General features: G+C 63.2%; 10 protein-coding genes. 7 read left to right on the top strand and 3 right to left on the bottom strand.

The annotated features are described in order from the left end of the window. Nucleotides 1-3: 3 nt before the first annotated feature. Nucleotides 4-639: an HAD family hydrolase gene (locus OJ996_RS15245; protein ID WP_264514481.1), complete on the bottom strand. Its 636-nt coding sequence runs from the start codon at nt 637-639 to the stop codon at nt 4-6. A 126-nt stretch (nt 640-765) separates the two neighbouring features. Between OJ996_RS15245 and OJ996_RS15240 the strand changes: the two genes are divergently transcribed. After that, nucleotides 766-1,497 (top strand): suppressor of fused domain protein, encoded by a 732-nt coding sequence (locus tag OJ996_RS15240; protein WP_264514480.1) that lies wholly within the window; start codon nt 766-768, stop codon nt 1,495-1,497. A 154-nt stretch (nt 1,498-1,651) separates the two neighbouring features. Here OJ996_RS15240 and OJ996_RS15235 read toward each other — a convergent pair whose 3' ends face one another. Further along, nucleotides 1,652-3,430, bottom strand: coding sequence for a S49 family peptidase (locus tag OJ996_RS15235; RefSeq protein ID WP_264514479.1), 1,779 nt, complete (start codon nt 3,428-3,430; stop codon nt 1,652-1,654). Between the two features lie 111 nt (nt 3,431-3,541). Here OJ996_RS15235 and OJ996_RS15230 point away from each other — a divergent pair, with 111 nt between their 5' ends. The 6 genes from OJ996_RS15230 to OJ996_RS15205 all read left to right on the top strand — a co-directional run bounded on the left by OJ996_RS15230 (nt 3,542) and on the right by OJ996_RS15205 (nt 17,576). Beyond that, a complete protein-coding gene (locus OJ996_RS15230) occupies nt 3,542-4,108 on the top strand; it encodes a thioredoxin family protein (protein ID WP_264514478.1) in 567 nt (188 codons plus the stop codon). Between the two features lie 195 nt (nt 4,109-4,303). After that, a complete protein-coding gene (carB, locus tag OJ996_RS15225; protein ID WP_264514477.1) occupies nt 4,304-7,612 on the top strand; it encodes a carbamoyl-phosphate synthase large subunit in 3,309 nt (1,102 codons plus the stop codon). Nucleotides 7,613-7,731: 119 nt separating this feature from the next. Continuing rightward, nucleotides 7,732-9,561: a sulfatase family protein gene (locus tag OJ996_RS15220; protein WP_264514476.1), complete on the top strand. Its 1,830-nt coding sequence runs from the start codon at nt 7,732-7,734 to the stop codon at nt 9,559-9,561. Nucleotides 9,562-9,634: 73 nt separating this feature from the next. Beyond that, entirely contained in the window at nt 9,635-11,026 is a 1,392-nt protein-coding gene (locus tag OJ996_RS15215) for a DUF58 domain-containing protein (RefSeq protein ID WP_264514475.1), read from the top strand. A 50-nt stretch (nt 11,027-11,076) separates the two neighbouring features. Next, entirely contained in the window at nt 11,077-13,233 is a 2,157-nt protein-coding gene (locus OJ996_RS15210) for a transglutaminase-like domain-containing protein (RefSeq protein WP_264514474.1), read from the top strand. Between the two features lie 278 nt (nt 13,234-13,511). Beyond that, a complete protein-coding gene (locus tag OJ996_RS15205; protein ID WP_264514473.1) occupies nt 13,512-17,576 on the top strand; it encodes a LamG-like jellyroll fold domain-containing protein in 4,065 nt (1,354 codons plus the stop codon). A 61-nt stretch (nt 17,577-17,637) separates the two neighbouring features. On the opposite strand, the gene OJ996_RS15200 is transcribed toward OJ996_RS15205, so the two are convergent. After that, nucleotides 17,638-18,282, bottom strand: a complete 645-nt coding sequence (locus tag OJ996_RS15200) for a hypothetical protein (protein WP_264514472.1) — start codon at nt 18,280-18,282, stop codon at nt 17,638-17,640. Nucleotides 18,283-18,352 lie beyond the last annotated feature (70 nt).

The following is an 18,352-nucleotide window of genomic DNA, read 5'->3' as shown; positions in this document are numbered from 1 at the left end:
CGCTCAGAGCGTGACGGCTTCCAGCGAAGGGATCACCGAATCTGCCAGCGAGAAATCGAGGCAGGCGGTGGTCCGGTTCGGCACGGCCCAGACGTTCAACCCGGCGGCCTTGGCGGACTTCACGCCGTTGAGCGAATCCTCGATGGCGAGGCATTCGCCGGCGGGAAGGCCGAGGCGGCGGATGGCCTCCAGCCAGAGGTCGGGGGCGGGCTTGATACGCGGGGCATCACCGCGACAGACCACGGTATCGAAGTACGGCATGAGCCGTAGTTTCTCCAGCCAGCCATCGACCCAGAAGTGGGAGGAACTGGAGACGACGGCGAGAGGGGTGCCGGCGGCTTTCAGTTTTTCGAGGAGAGCCACCACGCCGGGCATGGGGCCGGCTTGTTCGAGATCGCGGCGGATCTCGATCTGGCGGGCTTCATCGAGCTGGTGCCAATCGAAGCTACGGCCGGTGAGTTGTTCGAGGTGGGTTTTGGGCGACCAGGTATCGAAGTCCGAACCGATGCATTGCGTGTAGGTCTCCAGCGGGAGCGGGTGGCCGTTGCCTTGGAAGGTGCGGTGCCACGCCTCGTAGATCGCCCATTCGGTATCGACCAGCACGCCATCGAAATCAAAGAGCACCGCGGAGAAACGCATGCGCAGGGATGGAGCGGGAGGAGACGGCGGGCAAGGCTGAATGCATGGCGGATCCGTCCGGTGAAAAGCCGGTGAAGCGTGCGCTCAAGCTGGACGCCGCGCGGGAAGCGGAGAAGATAGGAAAGCATGGAAGAATCCGAATCCGGCCAACCGATCTACCGTTACGGCGAGCGCAAGAAGGACTTCGAGTTCGCCACGGGCGATTCGGAGAACATCGACCGCATCTCGGATCACATCGAGACTCACCTCGGGCCGATCAAGACGGTGTATCACGAGCTGATTTCGGACCTCGTGCACATCGACGTGCACATGGTGGAGCCGACTCCCCAGCGCAATTGTTACACGCTGGTGACCTCCGGGATGAGCGACCGGGCGATGGTCGTGCCGGAAGGCTGCGAGCCCTACCGCTTCGCCGAGCTGATGATCTCCCTGCCGCCGGATTGGCCGATGGGGGAGGAAGCGTGGAAGGATGAGGCCTACTACTGGCCGGTCCGGATGCTGAAGATCCTGGCGCGATTCCCGCATGAGTATGACACTTGGCTCGGGCCGATGCACACGGTCCCGAACGGGAATCCGCCCGCACCCTTCGCGAACAACACCAAGCTGTGTGGTGCCATCCTGCTGCCCGGGGTGACGGTTCCGCCGGGCTTTCACCGGCTTGAAGCGCCGGACAGGACCATCCTTTTTCATTCAGTCATTCCCCTGCACGCAGACGAGATGGAGCTGAAGCTCAAGGTGGGAGGAGAAGCCTTGTTCACGGGCTTCGACCGCCACGGGGTTTCCGAAGTCCTTAACCCTTTCCGTCCTTCCTCGCTCATCGACATCCCCCGGAAGAAATGGTGGCGGTTCGGGAGATAGGTGGCGCCGTTCGGGACGGATTGCACAGATGGAAGGGGCGCGAGACGCACCCCCTCCTTGGGGATTGAGGATAAAAAAGCACCCCTTCCGTGAGGGAAGGGGTGCGAAGAGTAGGCTGGCCAGGCGGTGCCGCGGCCCAGACTGAATGGCGGGCTTACTTCATCGGGATCGAGATCTCGGGGCCGATGAGCTGGATGGCAGAATCGGAGCAGGAGTCGATGCGATCCAGGACGTTCTTCACCGCTTCGCGCACAGGCTTGGGCAGGGTGGAGAGCTTGGCTTCACCGAGGCTGGCCATCACGGCTTCCTGCACCGGCGAGGTGCGGACGCCCATGCGGACGATCTCATCGTCGGAGGGTTTCTCGGGCTTGGCGAAGAGGCCTTCGAGGGCGCTCTTCGGTTCGGGCGAGAGCTTCGCGGAGTTCGCATCCACGCCCGCTTTCTCGGCAGCGTAGGCGATGGCTTCGCCGAGGCCGCCGAGTTCATCGACGAGGCCCAGTTCAAACGCGCGCTTGCCGGTGTAGACCCGGCCGCCGGCCATGCCTTCCAGATCGCCCTTCAGGCGCGGCCCACGGCCACCCTCGATCCGCTTCTTGAAAGTCCCGTAAACGCCGAGCATCGAGTCGCGGACCATCTTGGTCTCTTCCTCGTTGTAAGGCTTGCTCATCGACATGGCCCCGGCACGAGCACCGCGCTGGGTGGCATGGGTGGTGATGCCGACCTTTTCCATGGCACCGCCGAGGACCAGCTTCATGCCGACCACGCCGATCGATCCGGTGATCGTGCCTTCCTCCGCGAAGATGCGGTCGGCACCGGCGGAGACGTAATAGCCACCGCTGGCAGCGACCCCGCCCATGGAGACGATGAAGGGACGTTTGGTGGCCTTCCACTCGTCGGTGGCCTCCCAGAGCACCTCGCTGGCAAGGGCGGAGCCGCCGGGGGAATCGACGCGGAAGACGAGCGCCTTCGCGTTCTCATCCTTGATCAGCTTGAGGATCTCCGCGCGGACCGGCGCGATCGTCTCATTGGAGATGTCGCTATCGAGCGAGACCACCGCGACGTAATCGCTCTTCCCGGCCTTCGACTTGTCGGCCTGGAACATCAGCTTGAAGACGTCGAACATTCCGGTGATTTCCGGCCCATCGAGGTCCGGCAGGGAGTATTCGTGATCGAAGTCCGCGTCCTTGTAGGCCTCGCGCACGGCGGCGGAGAAGTCGGTGCGGTGCTTCAAGTCATCCACCAGCCCGGCCTCCTTCGCCTGCTGGGGGCTGAAGGTGCCGAGGTCGACCAATTCCTTTACCTTCTCTACCGGCACCTTGCGGCCTTCCGCCACCTTGCCGACGATCTGGTCGAAAATCCCGCCGATGAGTTCCTCCTGCTGCTGCTTCGCGAAGTCGCTCGGGCCGGTGCGGTAGTATTCCTCGCCGAAACTCTTGAAGTCGCCGATGTGGATTACGTCCGCCACGATGCCCGCCTTGTCGAGCAGGCCCTTGTAATACATCGACTCCGCGTAAAGGCCGCTGAAGGACACGTCGCCCTCGGGCATCAGCGTGAAGTGATTCGCAGCCGAGCCGAGCAGGGCGGTGGCATTGCTGAGCGAGTCGCTGTAGAGCCAGACATCCTTGCCCGCCTTGCGGATCGCGCCGAGCCGGCGGTGGATCTCCTCGATCTGCGCGAGCCCCAGCCCGGCATCATCCGCATCGAGCACCACGGCGGACACGTTCGGGTCAGCGGCGGCTTTCTCCAGGCTGCGGGTCAGGTCGAAGAGGGTCAGGGGCCGGTTTGATTCCATCCCCAGGCTGCCGAAGAGCGAGGCCTCGGGACGCCCCGACTCCGAGAGCACTCCCTCCAGATCATAGATGGCGACGGTCTTCTTCTCGTCTTCTGCGAAGAGGCTGCCCGCTAGCAGCACGGGGATCAGGGCGCGATACATGCCGCCATGCCTAGCACCGCTTGCGCCTGATGGCAACCGGCCTCGCGGGGGATGAGCGGGCCAAGTGATTAAAGCTGCTGTAAATTCGAAATCCGCGTGGTATCCTCCGGCATGCGCACCCCCTTGCTGCTACTGCCCCTGCTTGCCTTGGCCTCGTGCGATCAGGCCAAAGACCTCGTGTCGAAGGCCAAGCAGATCAAACCCCAGACCGCCGCCTCCGCCGTTTCGCCGGGGGCTGCCGATGTGCGGGACATCACCGAGGGCCAATTCGATGAGATCATCAAGACCCCGGGGAAACTAGTCATCGTGGACTACCACGCCGACTGGTGCGGCCCCTGCAAGATGCTGAGCCCCGTGCTCAAGGAGGTCGCCGGGGAGTATTCAGGCCGGACCCTTGTTGCCAAAATCAACGTGGATCACGCCAAGTCGCTCGCTCAAAAAGAAGGAGTTGGGGGTATTCCCGATGTCCGTTTCTACCGCGATGGCAAGCGGGTCGACCAATTCGTCGGCTACATCGATGCCGGGCAGGTCCGGGAGAAATTCGCCAAGCATGCGCCGGCGAGTGCGCCTGCAGGTGGCGCCGACAGCCCCGAGGGGACGCCGACCCCTGCCGAGCCCGCGATTCAGCCGATGAAAAAGGATTGGATGCCGCCCGGGATGGAGAAAAAGGGGACCTGAGGCCCATTTCCCGGCAGGCGGGCAAGCTGCATGGTGGCAGCAGGCGTTGGGAGACTTCGGGAAATGCCCCGAATTCCGGGGCTTGGGGCGTGCTGGCGAAATCACGTCAATCCAACCCTTTACATCCCCGGCGGACCCTGCGAAACACCCCGAAATTTAGCCTCCGCCCGCCCGCCAGCCAGCCTCCGTCCCGCCATGCCTAAAGATACCTCGATTCAAAAGATTCTCGTCATCGGTTCCGGTCCCATCGTCATCGGCCAAGGTTGCGAGTTCGACTATTCCGGGGTCCAAGCCTGCAAGGCGCTGCGCGAGGAAGGCTACGAGGTCGTGCTGGTGAACTCGAATCCGGCCACGATCATGACCGATCCGGAGTTCGCCCACCGGACCTACATCGAGCCGATCACGCCGGAAGTCGTCGAAAAGATCATCGCCCGGGAGAAGCCGGATGCCCTGCTGCCGACCCTCGGCGGCCAGACGGCGCTGAATACCTCGATGTCGCTCTTCAAGGCCGGCACCCTGGACAAGTACAAGGTGAAGATGATCGGCGCGAATGCCGACGCCATCGACAAGGGCGAGGACCGCCAGCGCTTCAAGGACGCGATGCTGAAGATCGGCCTGGATGTGCCGCAATCCGGCACCGCCCACACGATGGAAGAAGGCCGCGTGGTGGCCGAGCAGATCGCTGCCTACACGGGTAAGAATTTCCCGCTGATCATCCGCCCCGCCTTCACCCTCGGCGGCCAAGGTGGTGGCATCGCCTACAACCGCGAAGAGTTCGAGGAGATCGTCTTCCGCGGCCTCGACCTTTCCCCGGTTTCGGAGGTGCTCATCGAAGAGTCGCTCCTCGGCTGGAAGGAATACGAGATGGAGGTCATGCGCGACCGCGCCGACAACTGCGTGGTCATCTGTTCGATCGAGAACATCGACCCGATGGGCGTGCACACCGGTGACTCGATCACCGTCGCCCCGATCCAGACCCTCACCGACCGCGAGTACCAGATCATGCGCGATGCTTCCTTCGCCGTGATCCGTGAGATCGGCGTGGAAACGGGTGGCTCGAACATCCAGTTTGCCATCGATCCTGTCTCCGGCCGCATGATCGTCATCGAGATGAATCCGCGCGTGTCGCGTTCCTCGGCGCTGGCCTCAAAGGCCACCGGCTTCCCGATCGCCAAGATCGCCGCGAAGCTTGCCGTGGGCTACACGCTGGGTGAGCTGCCGAACGACATCACCCGCGAGACTCCGGCCTCCTTCGAGCCGACCATCGACTACGTGGTGACGAAGGTCCCGCGCTTCACTTTCGAGAAGTTCCCGACGGCCAATCAGGTCCTCACCACTTCGATGAAGTCGGTGGGCGAGGCCATGTCGATCGGCCGCACCTTCAAGGAATCGATGCAGAAGGCGCTCCGCTCGCTGGAGACCGGGCGCTGGGGCTTCGGCTTCGACAAGAAGGACATGCACGGTGCCTCGCGCGATGAGATCGAGCGCAAGCTCGCCGTGCCGAATGCCGAGCGCATCTTCTGGCTCCAGACCGCCTTCGTGACCGGCTGGACCATCGATGAGGTTTTCGAGGCGACCGCCATCGATCCCTGGTTCCTCCATCACCTCAAGGAGATCGCCGATGAGGGCAGGAACCTCGCGACGCTGGATCTCAAGGACGCGAAGCGCCTCGGCTTTTCCGACCGCCAGATCGCGATGGCCCGCGCGCATGCGCCCGCCATCCATGACGCCTCCATCCACGGCGAAAAGGATCAACCCGCTGGCGCACCGCCACGCGCCGAGCCCGAGGGCGCTGTCGTGGATGTGCCGACCGAGGACACCATCCGCGCCGAGCGGAAGGCCCGCGGCATCGTCCCGACCTACCGCCTCGTCGATACCTGCGCTGCGGAGTTCGAGGCCTACACGCCTTACTTCTACTCCACCTACGGGGACGAGAATGAAGCCCGCGAGTCGGACAAGAAGAAGATCATCATCCTCGGCGGTGGCCCGAACCGCATCGGCCAGGGCATCGAGTTCGACTACTGCTGCGTCCACGCCGCCTTTGCCCTGAAGGAGCTCGGCTACGAGACCATCATGGTGAACTCGAACCCGGAGACGGTTTCGACCGACTACGACACCTCGGACAAGCTCTTCTTCGAGCCGCTGACCTTGGAAGACGTTCTCAACATCTGCGACCAGGAGAAGCCGGATGGCGTGATCGTGCAGTTCGGCGGCCAGACCCCGCTGAATCTCGCCGCGGATCTCAAGCGCCACGGTGTGCCGATCATCGGCACCTCCCCGGAAAGCATCGAGCTGGCCGAAGACCGCAAGCACTTCTCCGCGCTGCTGGACAAGATCGGCCTGAAGCAAGCCGAGGCCGGCACCGCCGTCTCGGAAGACGAGGCCGCCGCCATCGCGAACCGTATCGGCTATCCGGTGCTGGTGCGTCCCTCCTTCGTCCTTGGCGGTCGCGCCATGATGATCGTTTACGAGGAGCCCGAGCTGCGCCGCTACATGCGCGAGGCCGTGGACGTGTCTCCGGACCGCCCGGTGCTCGTCGACCGCTTCCTGGAAGGCGCCACCGAAGTGGACGTGGATTGCATCTCGGATGGCTCCATGGCTGTCGTCGGTGCCATCATGCAGCACATCGAACAGGCCGGCATTCACTCCGGTGACTCGGCCTGCGTCATCCCCGCCTACTCGCTCTCGGAGCCGATCAAGGGCGAAATCACCCGCGCCGCGAAGGAACTCGCCCGCGAGCTGCAGGTGAAGGGCCTGATGAACATCCAGTTCGCCGTGAAGGACGAACAGCTTTACGTCATCGAGGTGAACCCGCGTGCTTCCCGCACCGTGCCCTTCGTCTCGAAGGCGACGGGCGTGCCGCTCGCGAAGTACGCCGCGCAGATCATGGTCGGCAAGACCCTGCCGGAGCTCGGCTTCACCGAGACTGTCATCCCGCCGCACTTCTCGGTGAAGGAAGCCGTCTTCCCATGGAACCGCTTCCCTGGCATCGACATCGTTCTCGGTCCGGAAATGCGCTCCACCGGCGAGGTCATGGGCATCGATCCGGATTGGGGCATGGCCTACGCGAAGAGCCAGACCAGCGCCTTCAACCCGCTGCCGACCTCCGGGAATGTCTTTCTCTCCGTCTCCGACCGCGACAAGCCGGAGGCCATGGGCATCGCCCGCGAGCTGGTGGACCTCGGCTTCCAGGTTTACGCCACCGGCGGCACCTGTGACCGCCTCCAGGCGGAGAACATTCCCTGCCACCGCCTCTACAAGCTGAACGAAGGCCGCCGCCCGCACGTCATCGACATGATGAAGAACCGGGAGATCAGCTTCATCATCAACACTCCGAGCGGCCACGCCGCCCGCGAGGACGAGGTGAAGATCCGCTCCGGCGCGGTCGCGAACAAGGTCAGCCACTGCACCAACCTGGCCGCCGCCGTGGCCTCCGTGAAAGCCATCCGCTCGCTGAAGGAGAAGGAACTCACGGTGAAGTCGATCCAAGAGTATCACGCCTGATCCTCAGGCGGCGATAGCCTCTCAAGGAGGGGGCGCATCTCGCGCCCCTTTTTTATTTCCGTGGCTCTGCTAGGTCCGGCGCTTGTCATCCGCTGGCTGGTGCGGCTCTATGCTTGCTCATGCTCTCCAAGCTCCTGAGCCTGCTTCTCCTTTCCGCCTGCTGTCTCGGTACATCGCCCGCGGCGGAACGACCGAACATCCTCTGGATCGTCAGCGAGGACACTTCGGCGTTCTGGCTTGGCTGCTATGGAAATGGCGAGGCGAGGACGCCACGGTTGGATAGGCTTGCATCGGAGGGTAGTCGCTTCACGCATGCGTATTCGAATGCCGCGGTGTGCGCGGTGGCGAGATCCACGCTGCTCAATGGCATCTACGCGCCGAGCCAGGGGACGCAGCACATGCGCAGCCGCCATCCCATTCCCGCGGAGTTCAGGCCCTACGTCTTCTACTTGCGCGGGCAGGGCTACTACTGCACGAACGCGGCGAAGACGGACTACAACTTCAAGGGCAAGGACGCGGCGATCTGGGACGAGAGTTCTAACAAGGCGCACTACCGCAATCGCAAGGAAGGTCAGCCCTTCTTCGCGATCTTCAATCTGGGGATGACCCATGAGAGCTCGCTCTTCCGGCAGAAGAAGGAGCCGGTGACGAGGTTGAAACCCGCCGAGGTCTTCGTGCCGCCCTATCTGCCGGACCTTCCCGAGGTGCGGTCGGATATCGCGCGCTATCATGAGCGCGTGACACAGCTCGATGACCGTGTCGGCGAGATTCTGGATGAGTTGGAGAATGCAGGTCTCGCGGAGGACACCATCGTGTTCTACTTCTCCGACCATGGTGGCGCGATTCCTCGCGGGAAGCGCTATCTGGAGGATAGCGGCGTGCGCGTTCCATTGTTGGTTAGAGTTCCCGGGAAATGGCGGAAGCTCAGTCCTTTCAAGGAGGCCGAGCCGGTGTCGGAACCGGTGTCCTTCGTGGACTTCGCGCCGACGCTGCTTTCGCTTGCGGGCCTTGAGAAGGCACCGCAGATGCAGGGGCGGGCTTTCCTCGGTGAACACCGGAAAGCACTGGAGAAAGGTGCCGGTGTCTTCCTCTTCGCGGATCGCTTCGATGAACTGTACGGCATGCGCCGTGGCTGGACGGAGGGGAGGTGGAAGTACATCCGCCGTTTCATGCCGCAGCAGCCCGCGGCGCCCTATAGCAATTACTCCTTCGGGCAACCCGCGTGGCAGGCATGGCGGGAGGCTTACCGGAAGGGTTCCTTGAAGCCGGAGCATGCGCGTCTCTGGGAGTCGCCGCAGCCGGTCGAGGAACTCTTCGACACCGAAGCGGATCCTTGGGAGGTGAAGAATCTGGCGGCTGATCCGGATCACGCGGCGCGTTTGACCGGGATGAGGGAAGCGCTGAAGCAGACGATGATCGCCGTGCGCGATACCGGCATCGTACCCGAGCCGATGTTTGCGGCGCTGGGGCGAGAGCAGGGGATCGTGCCCTATGTCCGGGCCGAATCCTTCGACTACGGCAAGAACGTGGATCTGGCCTTCCGTGCCGGGGAGGGGAAGGACTTGGAGCGCTTCAACGCCGGCTTGGGTTCGAAGGATCCGGTAGAGCGTTATTGGAGTTTGCTGGGCTTGCGCATCGCCAAGGTGGCCGGGAAGGCGGAGAGCCGTCTGGAGGACGAGCATTCGGCGAACCGTGTCCTGGCGGCGGAGATCCTGTGGGTGACCGGCAAGCAGGAGCAGGCGAAGGCCGCGCTGGCGAAGGAGCTGACGCGAGAGATCGATGACTATTCGTTACTCAATCTCGTGAATGTCCTCGAGCGATTGCAGATCGTGGACGGGCTACCGCCCGGAGCGATCGAGGGTCTGCGCAAGCGAGCGATCGCCGACGAGAATTCATCCGGCTACGTGCGGCGTTTCCTCAAGCGTTTCGAGCAGGGCGCGCCGGATTGAGCGAGGGCTGGTTTGGCTCACCTTTCCCCTTGGCGAAAGGCGCTTCGCATCCGAGCTTTCCGACGGACCACGAATGCCCGCCGAGCCGCCACCATCCGCCCCGCAGCCCAGTTGGCTCAGCCAATATTTCCGCGGGCACCAGTACTGGTTCTACTCCCGCGGCACGGCCTTGAACTACTTCCTCCGCCGCCGGATCCGACCGGCGGGGATCGGCCTGCTGATCGTGATCGTCGTCGCCACCGGGGCGGCCGCGGGCAGTGCGGAGCCGCCGGTGTTCCAGACCTTCTCGCTCGCCTGCGGTCTGTCGCTGGTTTCCTTGATCGCGGTGCTGTTCCGGCGGGCGAAGGTAGAGGCGCATCGTGAGATGCCCGCCCACGCCACCGCGGGCCAGCCCTTCACCTATCACGTCACCCTGCGCAATTTGCGGGGCAAGGATCTGAGGCGGATCGAGCTCAGTGAAACGCCCTCCGATCCCCGTCCGAGCGAGGAACTCTTCCTTCACAGCCGCGAGCCCGGGGAGGAGAAGCGCAATCTCTACGACCGCTGGCTGGCCTACTACCGCTGGAACTGGCTCTGCGAGATGCGGCGGCTCTTTGAAGGCGGGAGGAGCGAGACGGTCGACCGGGTGAAGGCGAATGCCGTGCTGAAGGTGCCGGTGTCGATGACTCCGCGACGACGCGGGCTGATCCGTCTGAACGATTTGCGGATTCTCCTGCCCGACCCGCTCGGGCTCTTCCAGCGTTGCCGCAAGGTGCCAGCGCCGGCGTCGAGTCTGGCAGTGCTGCCCAAGCGCTATCCGCTGCCGCGCTTCGAGCTTCCGGGGAGTGCGCGCTTCCAGCCGGGCGGCGAGGCGACCGCCCGCCATGCCGGAGCCACCGGCGAGTTCACCGGCTTGCGCGACTATCAGCCGGGCGATCCGCTGCGTCTGATCCATTGGGCGACCTGGGCCCGCACGGGGAAGCCGGTGGTGAAGGAACTGGAGGACACCTTTTTTCCGCGTCACGGGCTGATCCTCGATACCTTCCCGGCGGTCGGGGATGATACGCTCTTTGAGGAAGCGGTCTCGGTGGCCGCGTCCTTCGTGGTGGCGGTGGATGCGCGCGAATCGCTGATCGACCTGATGTTCATCGCCGGGCATGAGCGGGTGGTGACGGCGGGGCAGGGGATCGCGCGGGCGGAGACCTTGCTGGAGGTGCTTGCCGGGGTGGAGAGTTCCCCGCGCGAAGACTTCGATTCGCTGGCCAAGCTGGTGCAGCGTCATGCGGACGACCTCGCCGGATGCCTCTGTGTTTTTTCCGGCTGGTCGCCCAACCGCGCCCGCCTGCTCCAGCGTCTGAACCGCGCCGGTATCGAAACCTCCGCCGTGATCCTCTGCCGTGACAAGCCGGGGGCGATTCCGCGCTGTCACTTTGTCCGCACGGGGGATCTCGCCAATGAATTGATGAAGCTTCCTCGCCAGCTTTGATCTCCGGTTTGCACTTCCTGGCATTTGGAAGCTAGAGTCCACAAGTTCCGATGAACCGCCTGCCCACGCTCCTGATCACCGCCGCCCTGCTTTTCTGGGGCGCGATCACGGACCGTTGGTGGCCGGGGATTGCCTGCGCTTTCCTGGTTCAAGCGGCGGCATGGTCACGGCTGCGCTGGGATTTCGGCGAGCGGGCTTCGCTGATTGCATGGCGGCTTTCGGTGCTGTTCCTCGTCATCGCGATGGTGCTGGTGATGATGCAGCCGGGCCCGCGGATCACGACCATGTCGCGGGTCTTCACCTGGCTGCCGGTGGTGCTGTTGCCGCTTCTCTTCGTGCAGATCTACGGCACCTCCGCCTCGCTCTCGCTCGGCACCTTTTCGATGATGGTCCGGCGGCGGCGCGAGCATTCGGAGAAATTCGGCCTGCCGTACCGCGACGTGCGCTTCGGCTTCGATAAGGTCTACCTCTGCGCCACGCTGCTGGCCTCCGCGCTGGGGCAGAATGCGGATACCCTTTGGTTCTACCCGGGTCTGGTGATCCTTGTGGCGTGGGCGATCATCGCTCATGTGGGCAGAGGCTGGCAAGGTGCCACGATGGCGACTTCCTTCGCGCTTCTGGCGGCGGCCGCTGCAGGGATCGGGGGGCAGAAAGGGCTCACCGCACTTTATCACTACCTCACCATCGGCCGCTCCAGCCCGGGCTCGGGGAGCAGTGTGGGCGAGCGGACGACCTCCTTCGGGAATCTCGGGGAGATCAAGCAGTCGCAGGAGATCCTGTGGCGGATCCTCCCGGAAAAAGGCCCGCTGCCGCGCTTGCTGCGGGTGGCGTCCTACAATCGCTGGGATTCACCGACATGGCGGGCGGTTCTTCCGAAGGACGCCGGGAACGAGACCGCGGATTTCCAATCGCCGAACTTCCAAGATGACCCGCTCAAGCCCGGCGATGACCTGGCCGGCTATCATCTCTGCCCGCCCGATCTCATCTCGCCGGAAGCCGCTATTTCCCCGGACCTGCCGCGCTTCCGTCTCCGCGGTGAGATCGAAACCGCGGGGCAATTCGGTCTACTGCCCCTGCCTGCGGATACGGCGAGCCTCCAGGAATTCCTCGCAGCCGAATTTGAGCGCAATTCCTTCGGCACCTTCCGGGTTGAGCCTTCCCAGCCGGTCTGCGACGCCCGGGTTCTGTGGCACGAGTCCTTCGCCACCGAGAAACCTCCCTGGGTGTCGGTGATCCGGAGGCAGACCGGACCCTTGGAGATCAAGCCCGACACCGAAGTCCCGGAGCGGGAATTGCGGGTGATCCGCCAGATCGCCGGCGAGCTCAACCTCTACGAAGGCAGCGTGGAGGATAAGATAACCAAGCTGGCTCATTACTTTTATAATAACTTCCGCTACACCCGCTATAACTCGATCCCCGGCTCGCTGCACAAATGGATGGAGCGCGATAAGAAGGTGAGCGGGTATATCGGTGAAACCAGGCGCGCCACCTATCTCGGTGTATTCTTGGAAGAAACCAAAGCGGGACACTGCGAATTCTTCGCCACCGCGGCGGCTCTCTTGCTCCGCGAGGCCGGGGTGCCCACCCGTTATGTTTCGGGGTTTGCGGTCGCCGAGCGCAATCCCAAGAGCGGTGAGATGATCATCCGCGGTGTCCATGCACACGCTTGGTGCCGGGCTTGGGACGAGGAGAACCGGCGCTGGCTCGATGTCGACCTGACCCCGGCGGACTGGACCGGCCTTGAGACCCCGCGGAAAGGGGCCTTCCAAGGGTTTCAGGACTGGGCTCAGCTCTTGAAGGAGGACCTCCTCATCTGGCGCGACAAACCGGGCCACATGCTGATCATCACGATTATCCTGATCGCCCCGATCGGCATTGGCCTCGCGTTTGTGGGCCGCAGTCTCTGGCGTTCCCGGAAAGTCCTTGAAGACGAGCGGAAGAAGCACGCTCCCTCCAAGGCACCGCAAACCGCCTTGGCCTCGCTGGAGAAGCCCGCCCGCAAGATCTTGGGCGAGCGCCCGGCCGGGAAACCGCTGGGGCCTTGGCTGATGCCCTTGGCTACCCGCCTTCGCCAACCCGAAGTCCTTTCACAGGCCTTGGCCCTTCACCATCGGCTACGTTTCGATCCCGGTGAAAACAGCCCCGCGCTCACCGGCGAGCTCCAAGTTCTCGTGGCCGATATTCGGAAGCAACTTGCGTCCCGCTAGCGCACCTCAAATGGGGAGGGTGCTGCCAAGGGATTTCCCGCAAACAGGCGATTCGCTGACGATTTGTCTGACAGGCACATAAACTCAGATCTTGAAATAAAAAATGATATCCAATATGCGAGCGATTGGTTGCGTGCCCTCGGCTGCCATTCAAATCCATATTCACGATGGTTAAGTGCCATAAGTGAAAGCGTCGGGGGGCGGGCAAACCAAGTGCCAAAAAAAACCCGATGAAACCTCGAACTCCCGCCTCCTCCGGGTGGCGAAGCATCTCTCCGATGCTTCTTGCCTCCCTCCTATCGCCGCTTCTGATACCGGTCGTCCGCGCGGATTACCAATCGGAGATCCTGAGTGAAAACCCCCTCGCCTACTATCGTTTTAGCGATGGCGTCGCGGCTATCGATCTCGCGATTAACTCGGGAAGCTTGGGGGCCGCCGGAAACGGAACCTACCAGCTGCTCAATACGCGCGGGGTTCCCGGCGCGGTGGCAGGAAACACCGCCGTCGCCTTCGTCGACAACGCGAGTCCCACCGCAATCGATCACACCGGATCGATCACCATCCCTAACAATGCGGCACTGAATCCCTCCCATACCGGGACCAATGCCTTCACGGTGGAATGTTGGGTGCTGCCCAGCCGCAATACCTCGACCCTCCTTTCGCCGGTGAACTCGATGAGCTTCACCACCGGGCGTGCGGGGTTCCTGATCTATCAAAACTCCGCCACCTGGGAAATCCGGATGGGAAACAAGGCCGCGGCCAACAATGTCACCTTCCTCACCGGGGGAACTGTAACGCCCGGGCAGTGGCAACATCTGGCCATGACCTACACCGGCGGCATCAATGGCACGATGACGCTCTATGTGAACGGCGTCCAAGCCGTCACAGGTGCAGTCACCAACGGCTACGAGGCGAATGACAACGCCCCCTTCGTGATCGGTGCGACCGCGGCTCCGAACCGGACCTTCGACGGCTCGGTGGACGAGGTGGCTTTCTTCCCCTCGCTGCTTTCCCAAGCGCGCATTCAGGCGCGCGTGGCGCAGCGTAGCAGCAATCCGGCAGGGTATTCAGCGCATGTGATTGCCGATGCTCCGGTCGGTTACTGGCGTTTGGATGAAGCGGCCCGTCCGGCGGCGGATAACCTGGGGACCTTGGGCAGCGGGGCGGATGGTGCTTACAGCTCGCAAGCCCACAATGCCACCAGCGGCCCTTCGCCCGCGTCGGGCTTCGGAGGCTTGGGGGCGAATAACCCCTGCCTGAGCCTTCCGAATGCCGATGGCTTCATGACGAGCAAGCAAGCACTCTTGAACGGACGTGCGGCATTCACCGTCATGGGCTGGATCAAACGCGGTGCGACTCATACCACGCGCGGCGGCTACTTCGGGCAGAACGACCTGCTCGAGTTCGGCGATGCCGGAAATGACGTGAATGTGGAGGCTTGGATCAATGCCACCAACGGCAACATCGTACAGCCGCACGGCATGGTGGATGACCAGTGGATCTTCATCTGCCTGACCGGCGACGGGACCTCCAACCGCCTGTTCGTAAACGGCACCCAAGTGGGCAACCGCGATCAGGTTGTGGCCGACTACGGGAGCTCGGCATTCAACTTCAACGTCGGTGGGGGCGGGATCTTCAATACAACCGGCGACTTCTTCCGCGGGGAGATCGACGAGGTCGCGATCTTCGGCCACGCGGTCACGCCCGGCCGTGTGCAGCAACTCTACGCTGCAGCGTTGAGCAATACCGGCCCGGGGCTGGTGAACGACTTTCCCACAGTGACGCCGTCCGGTTCCATCATGGAAGGAGGCTCCTACACCTTGGCTGTCGATGCCACGGGTTCTCCGCCTTTCACCTATCAGTGGAAGCTCAATGGCGTGGACATTCCCGGCGCGACCGCCACCACCTACACGGTGAATCCGGCAGTGATCAACACGCCGTCCTCCGCTCCGTTCTCCTACTCGGTGGTTGTGACCAACGCCGTCGGAACAAAGAGCAGCGAGATCACGGATGTCACCGTCATTCCGACCCTGCGATGGACCGGTAGCGATCCGACCAATCCGGGCGATTGGGATTCCGGGATCTCGCAGAACTGGAAGACCTACACCGGCGGAACGGCATCGGTCTACACGGATGAATATGCGGTGTTCTTCGACGACAGCGCCGCGCTCAAAACCGTGGAGGTGATGGCGGACGTCACGCCTGCCGGCGTGAGCTTCGACAACGACACCAACTACACGATCACCGGTGCCGATTGGCTGATCGGCGGCGCCCAGGATGCGATCTTCTCCAAGAGCGGGAGTGGCACCGTGGAGATCGGAAACTTCGGCCTGGTGACCGGCAGCGTGGTGATCAACGAGGGAACGCTGCGGGTGGGGAATGGCACCTCTGGCGACATCGCTCCCATCACGACCGTCAACGTGCTCGGCGGGCAGCTGCAGCTCAACCAGGCGGCCGGGGTGAATTACCAGAGCCCCACGGTGATGGCTGTTGGATCGACCCTTTCCGTTACCGGAAGCGGGAATCTCGGGCTGGAAGGCGGCATCACGGGATCGCCAGTCAGCCAAGTCTTCTCGCGCAACGGAACCGTGGGCATCCGCGGCGCGAACTCCGCGGGCAAGACGGTGACGATCAATGCCGGCACCGTGGTCTTTGACGGGAACCAGAACAACAACCGTCTCGCGGCGAGCGCGGCCGTCACCGTAAACGCGGGAGCCACGATGGAAGTCCAGGGCGTCAATGCGATCCCTGCAGGACCGGTGAACTCACCGGATGTGACCTTGAACTCGGCCACGCTGGGGATCGTCTCCGGTGAAAGCGCCGGGACGGGACCGGGCGGACAAAGTCACGCTCATATCCGGAACCTCACCCTGAACGGTGGGCAGGTGACCCTGAGCTACTCGGGCGGAGGCAGCTCCTACAATGGGGAGAGCTTCCAACTGAATGGCAATGTCACCGTCGGCGGTTCGACCGCTTCGACCATCGGTAACGGTGTTGGAGCCACCCAAGGGAACTCGGGTATCGCCATGCTCGCGGTGAGTGCTAGCCCGGCTGGCCCGGCGGTCCACACCTTCCATGTCCCGGATGTGGTTACCGGCGTGGCAGCGGACCTCATTGTCACCACCGAGTTGGAGAACTCCGACGCGGCCAATGCCGACTCCGCCGCGAGTTCGATCCTGAAGACCGGAGCAGGCACGCTGCGGCTGGCAGGAGGGATCGATCATAGCTACCTGGGAACCCTGAATATCTCCGAGGGGACATTGGAAGCAACGGGCTCGCATGCCGGGGCGCTGACTTTGGCTTCCGGCACCAGCTTCCGTCCGGGTGCTTCCGCCGGAACCTTCACGGCCGGAGCGACGACCCTTGCGGGGACCTACTACTGCGAGATCGACGGAGCGACGTCCGACCAACTGCGGGTTAACGGCAACCTGACCGTGCAAGCGGGGGCGCAGATCGCCTTCAGCGTTCTGGGAGGTGGGGCGACAGCACCCTTCTACGAAGTGTGCAGATGCAGCGGTGATGTGATCGGCGCGCTGCCGAGCGTGTCCGGCGTTCCCGCCGGTTACACACTGACCAAGGTCTCGAATGCCTCGCTGGTGCTGGTAAAGGCGGGAGTGGTGTTCAACACCACGCTATCGACCCTCGCGACCACCAGCGGCGGCACCGAAGACTTCAACAGCAGCGGTGGCGGCTTCGCGATCGGTGCTGCGGTTTCGCCGGAGACGGACTGGATCTACACGACCGGTTCGTGGCGCAGCAACGGTCAGGCTTCGGGCTTCGGGACCGACAACACTTCGAATCTGTCCAGCCCGGTGTACATCGTCGGACCGTCGGGACCGGTCACCCTGAGCTTCTCTCACCGCTACAGTTACGAGCAAGGGCTCTTTGACGGTGGAGTGGTGGATGTCAGCGTGAACGGCGGCGCCTTCACAAGGGTGGACTTGGCTTCCTTCAGTCAGAACGGATACAACGGTACGATTCTCCCGAACTCGGGCACCACGATCCAAGGCCAACAGGCCTTCGTGGAGAATTCCCCGGGCCATCCGGGTTTCATCACCAGCGTATGCAGCTTGGGTAACCTGTCCGCAGGAGATCGGGTGCAACTGCGCTTTGTCTCGTCCTCCGACAACAACACTTCGGGGAATCTCTCGCCCCAAGGCTGGGAGATCGACTCGGTCACTGTTTCGGGATCGCGGGCCAACCTGCTGTCTCTGGCTTGGCCGGTAGGCAAGCTGGAGTATTCGGATAACCTGCAGCCGCCATGGACCACGGTGAATGGCGGAAGTCCCTTGGTGATCGACGCGAATGCGGTGCCGAGGCGTTTCTATCGAATCAAGCCCTGACAGCTCCGGATCACGACGGACGGGTGGAGACACCCGTCCGTTTTCATTTCCGGCAGGACTCTTACTTTTTGATGTCCTGGGCTTGTCCCACGCCCTTCATTTCAAGGGCGGAAGCGGTCGGACCCGGCTTGGGTGGACCTTGGGGCTCGATCACCGCGGTCGCCGGCGGGGCCGGGCTGTCATTGCGGATGGATTGGAAGAGCAGGTTATAATTGTGGCGGACGGCGGCGGGGAAATTTACCCGTCCAGGCTCCACCACCTTCTCGCGGAGCAACTTGGAGGAAAGATCGGCGGTCAGATCGGCGCCGACTTTCACGGCACCACCCACGACCGGGGTGCCGCTGGCCACGGTGCCGCCGGTGCGGATCACGTCGCTGGAGATCGTTTTACCCTGCAGGGCCAGATTCGATTGGGCGGAAACGATCGAGCCGTCCTTGCCGATCGTGATTTCCAGCACCGCGTGATCGTCGCTGGCAAGCCAGCCGCGCTGGTGGTCGATGCGGATCGAGGCGAAGACGCCGCCATCCGGGGTCGGAGTGATCTCCGGCTTGTAGGTGCGGTAGCTGGAGCCGGAGAGCTCGTAATCGCAGGCGGTTTTGCCCTTGGCGGACCAGCCGCCCAGGCTCTTGCCGAAGGCCTCGATATCGATCCCTACGTTCGCGTGGAGCGTGGTAACCAGTGAAAGCACAAGGGCGAGGCGGATCATGAGAGATTGCGGGTGCGCGGCGAGAATACCACCCGGCAGAAGGAAACCTTCAGTGAAAAATTCATGCGAC

This window comes from Luteolibacter rhizosphaerae (assembly GCF_025950095.1).
GTDB classification, from domain to species: Bacteria; Verrucomicrobiota; Verrucomicrobiia; order Verrucomicrobiales; family Akkermansiaceae; genus Haloferula; species Haloferula rhizosphaerae.
Note: the sequence above shows the minus strand (reverse complement) of the source record. Positions and strands in the feature narration are given on the sequence as shown.

What these genes read in the sequence shown, in the direction of transcription:
- carB (WP_264514477.1), top strand. Translation starts at nt 4,304, where the DNA reads ATGCCTAAAGATACCTCGATTCAAAAGATTCTCGTCATCGGTTCCGGT.
- OJ996_RS15200 (WP_264514472.1), bottom strand. Translation starts at nt 18,282, where the DNA reads ATGATCCGCCTCGCCCTTGTGCTTTCACTGGTTACCACGCTCCACGCG.
- OJ996_RS15205 (WP_264514473.1), top strand. Translation starts at nt 13,512, where the DNA reads ATGCTTCTTGCCTCCCTCCTATCGCCGCTTCTGATACCGGTCGTCCGC.
- OJ996_RS15220 (WP_264514476.1), top strand. Translation starts at nt 7,732, where the DNA reads ATGCTCTCCAAGCTCCTGAGCCTGCTTCTCCTTTCCGCCTGCTGTCTC.
- OJ996_RS15240 (WP_264514480.1), top strand. Translation starts at nt 766, where the DNA reads ATGGAAGAATCCGAATCCGGCCAACCGATCTACCGTTACGGCGAGCGC.
- OJ996_RS15230 (WP_264514478.1), top strand. Translation starts at nt 3,542, where the DNA reads ATGCGCACCCCCTTGCTGCTACTGCCCCTGCTTGCCTTGGCCTCGTGC.
- OJ996_RS15210 (WP_264514474.1), top strand. Translation starts at nt 11,077, where the DNA reads ATGAACCGCCTGCCCACGCTCCTGATCACCGCCGCCCTGCTTTTCTGG.
- OJ996_RS15235 (WP_264514479.1), bottom strand. Translation starts at nt 3,430, where the DNA reads ATGTATCGCGCCCTGATCCCCGTGCTGCTAGCGGGCAGCCTCTTCGCA.
- OJ996_RS15245 (WP_264514481.1), bottom strand. Translation starts at nt 639, where the DNA reads ATGCGTTTCTCCGCGGTGCTCTTTGATTTCGATGGCGTGCTGGTCGAT.
- OJ996_RS15215 (WP_264514475.1), top strand. Translation starts at nt 9,635, where the DNA reads ATGCCCGCCGAGCCGCCACCATCCGCCCCGCAGCCCAGTTGGCTCAGC.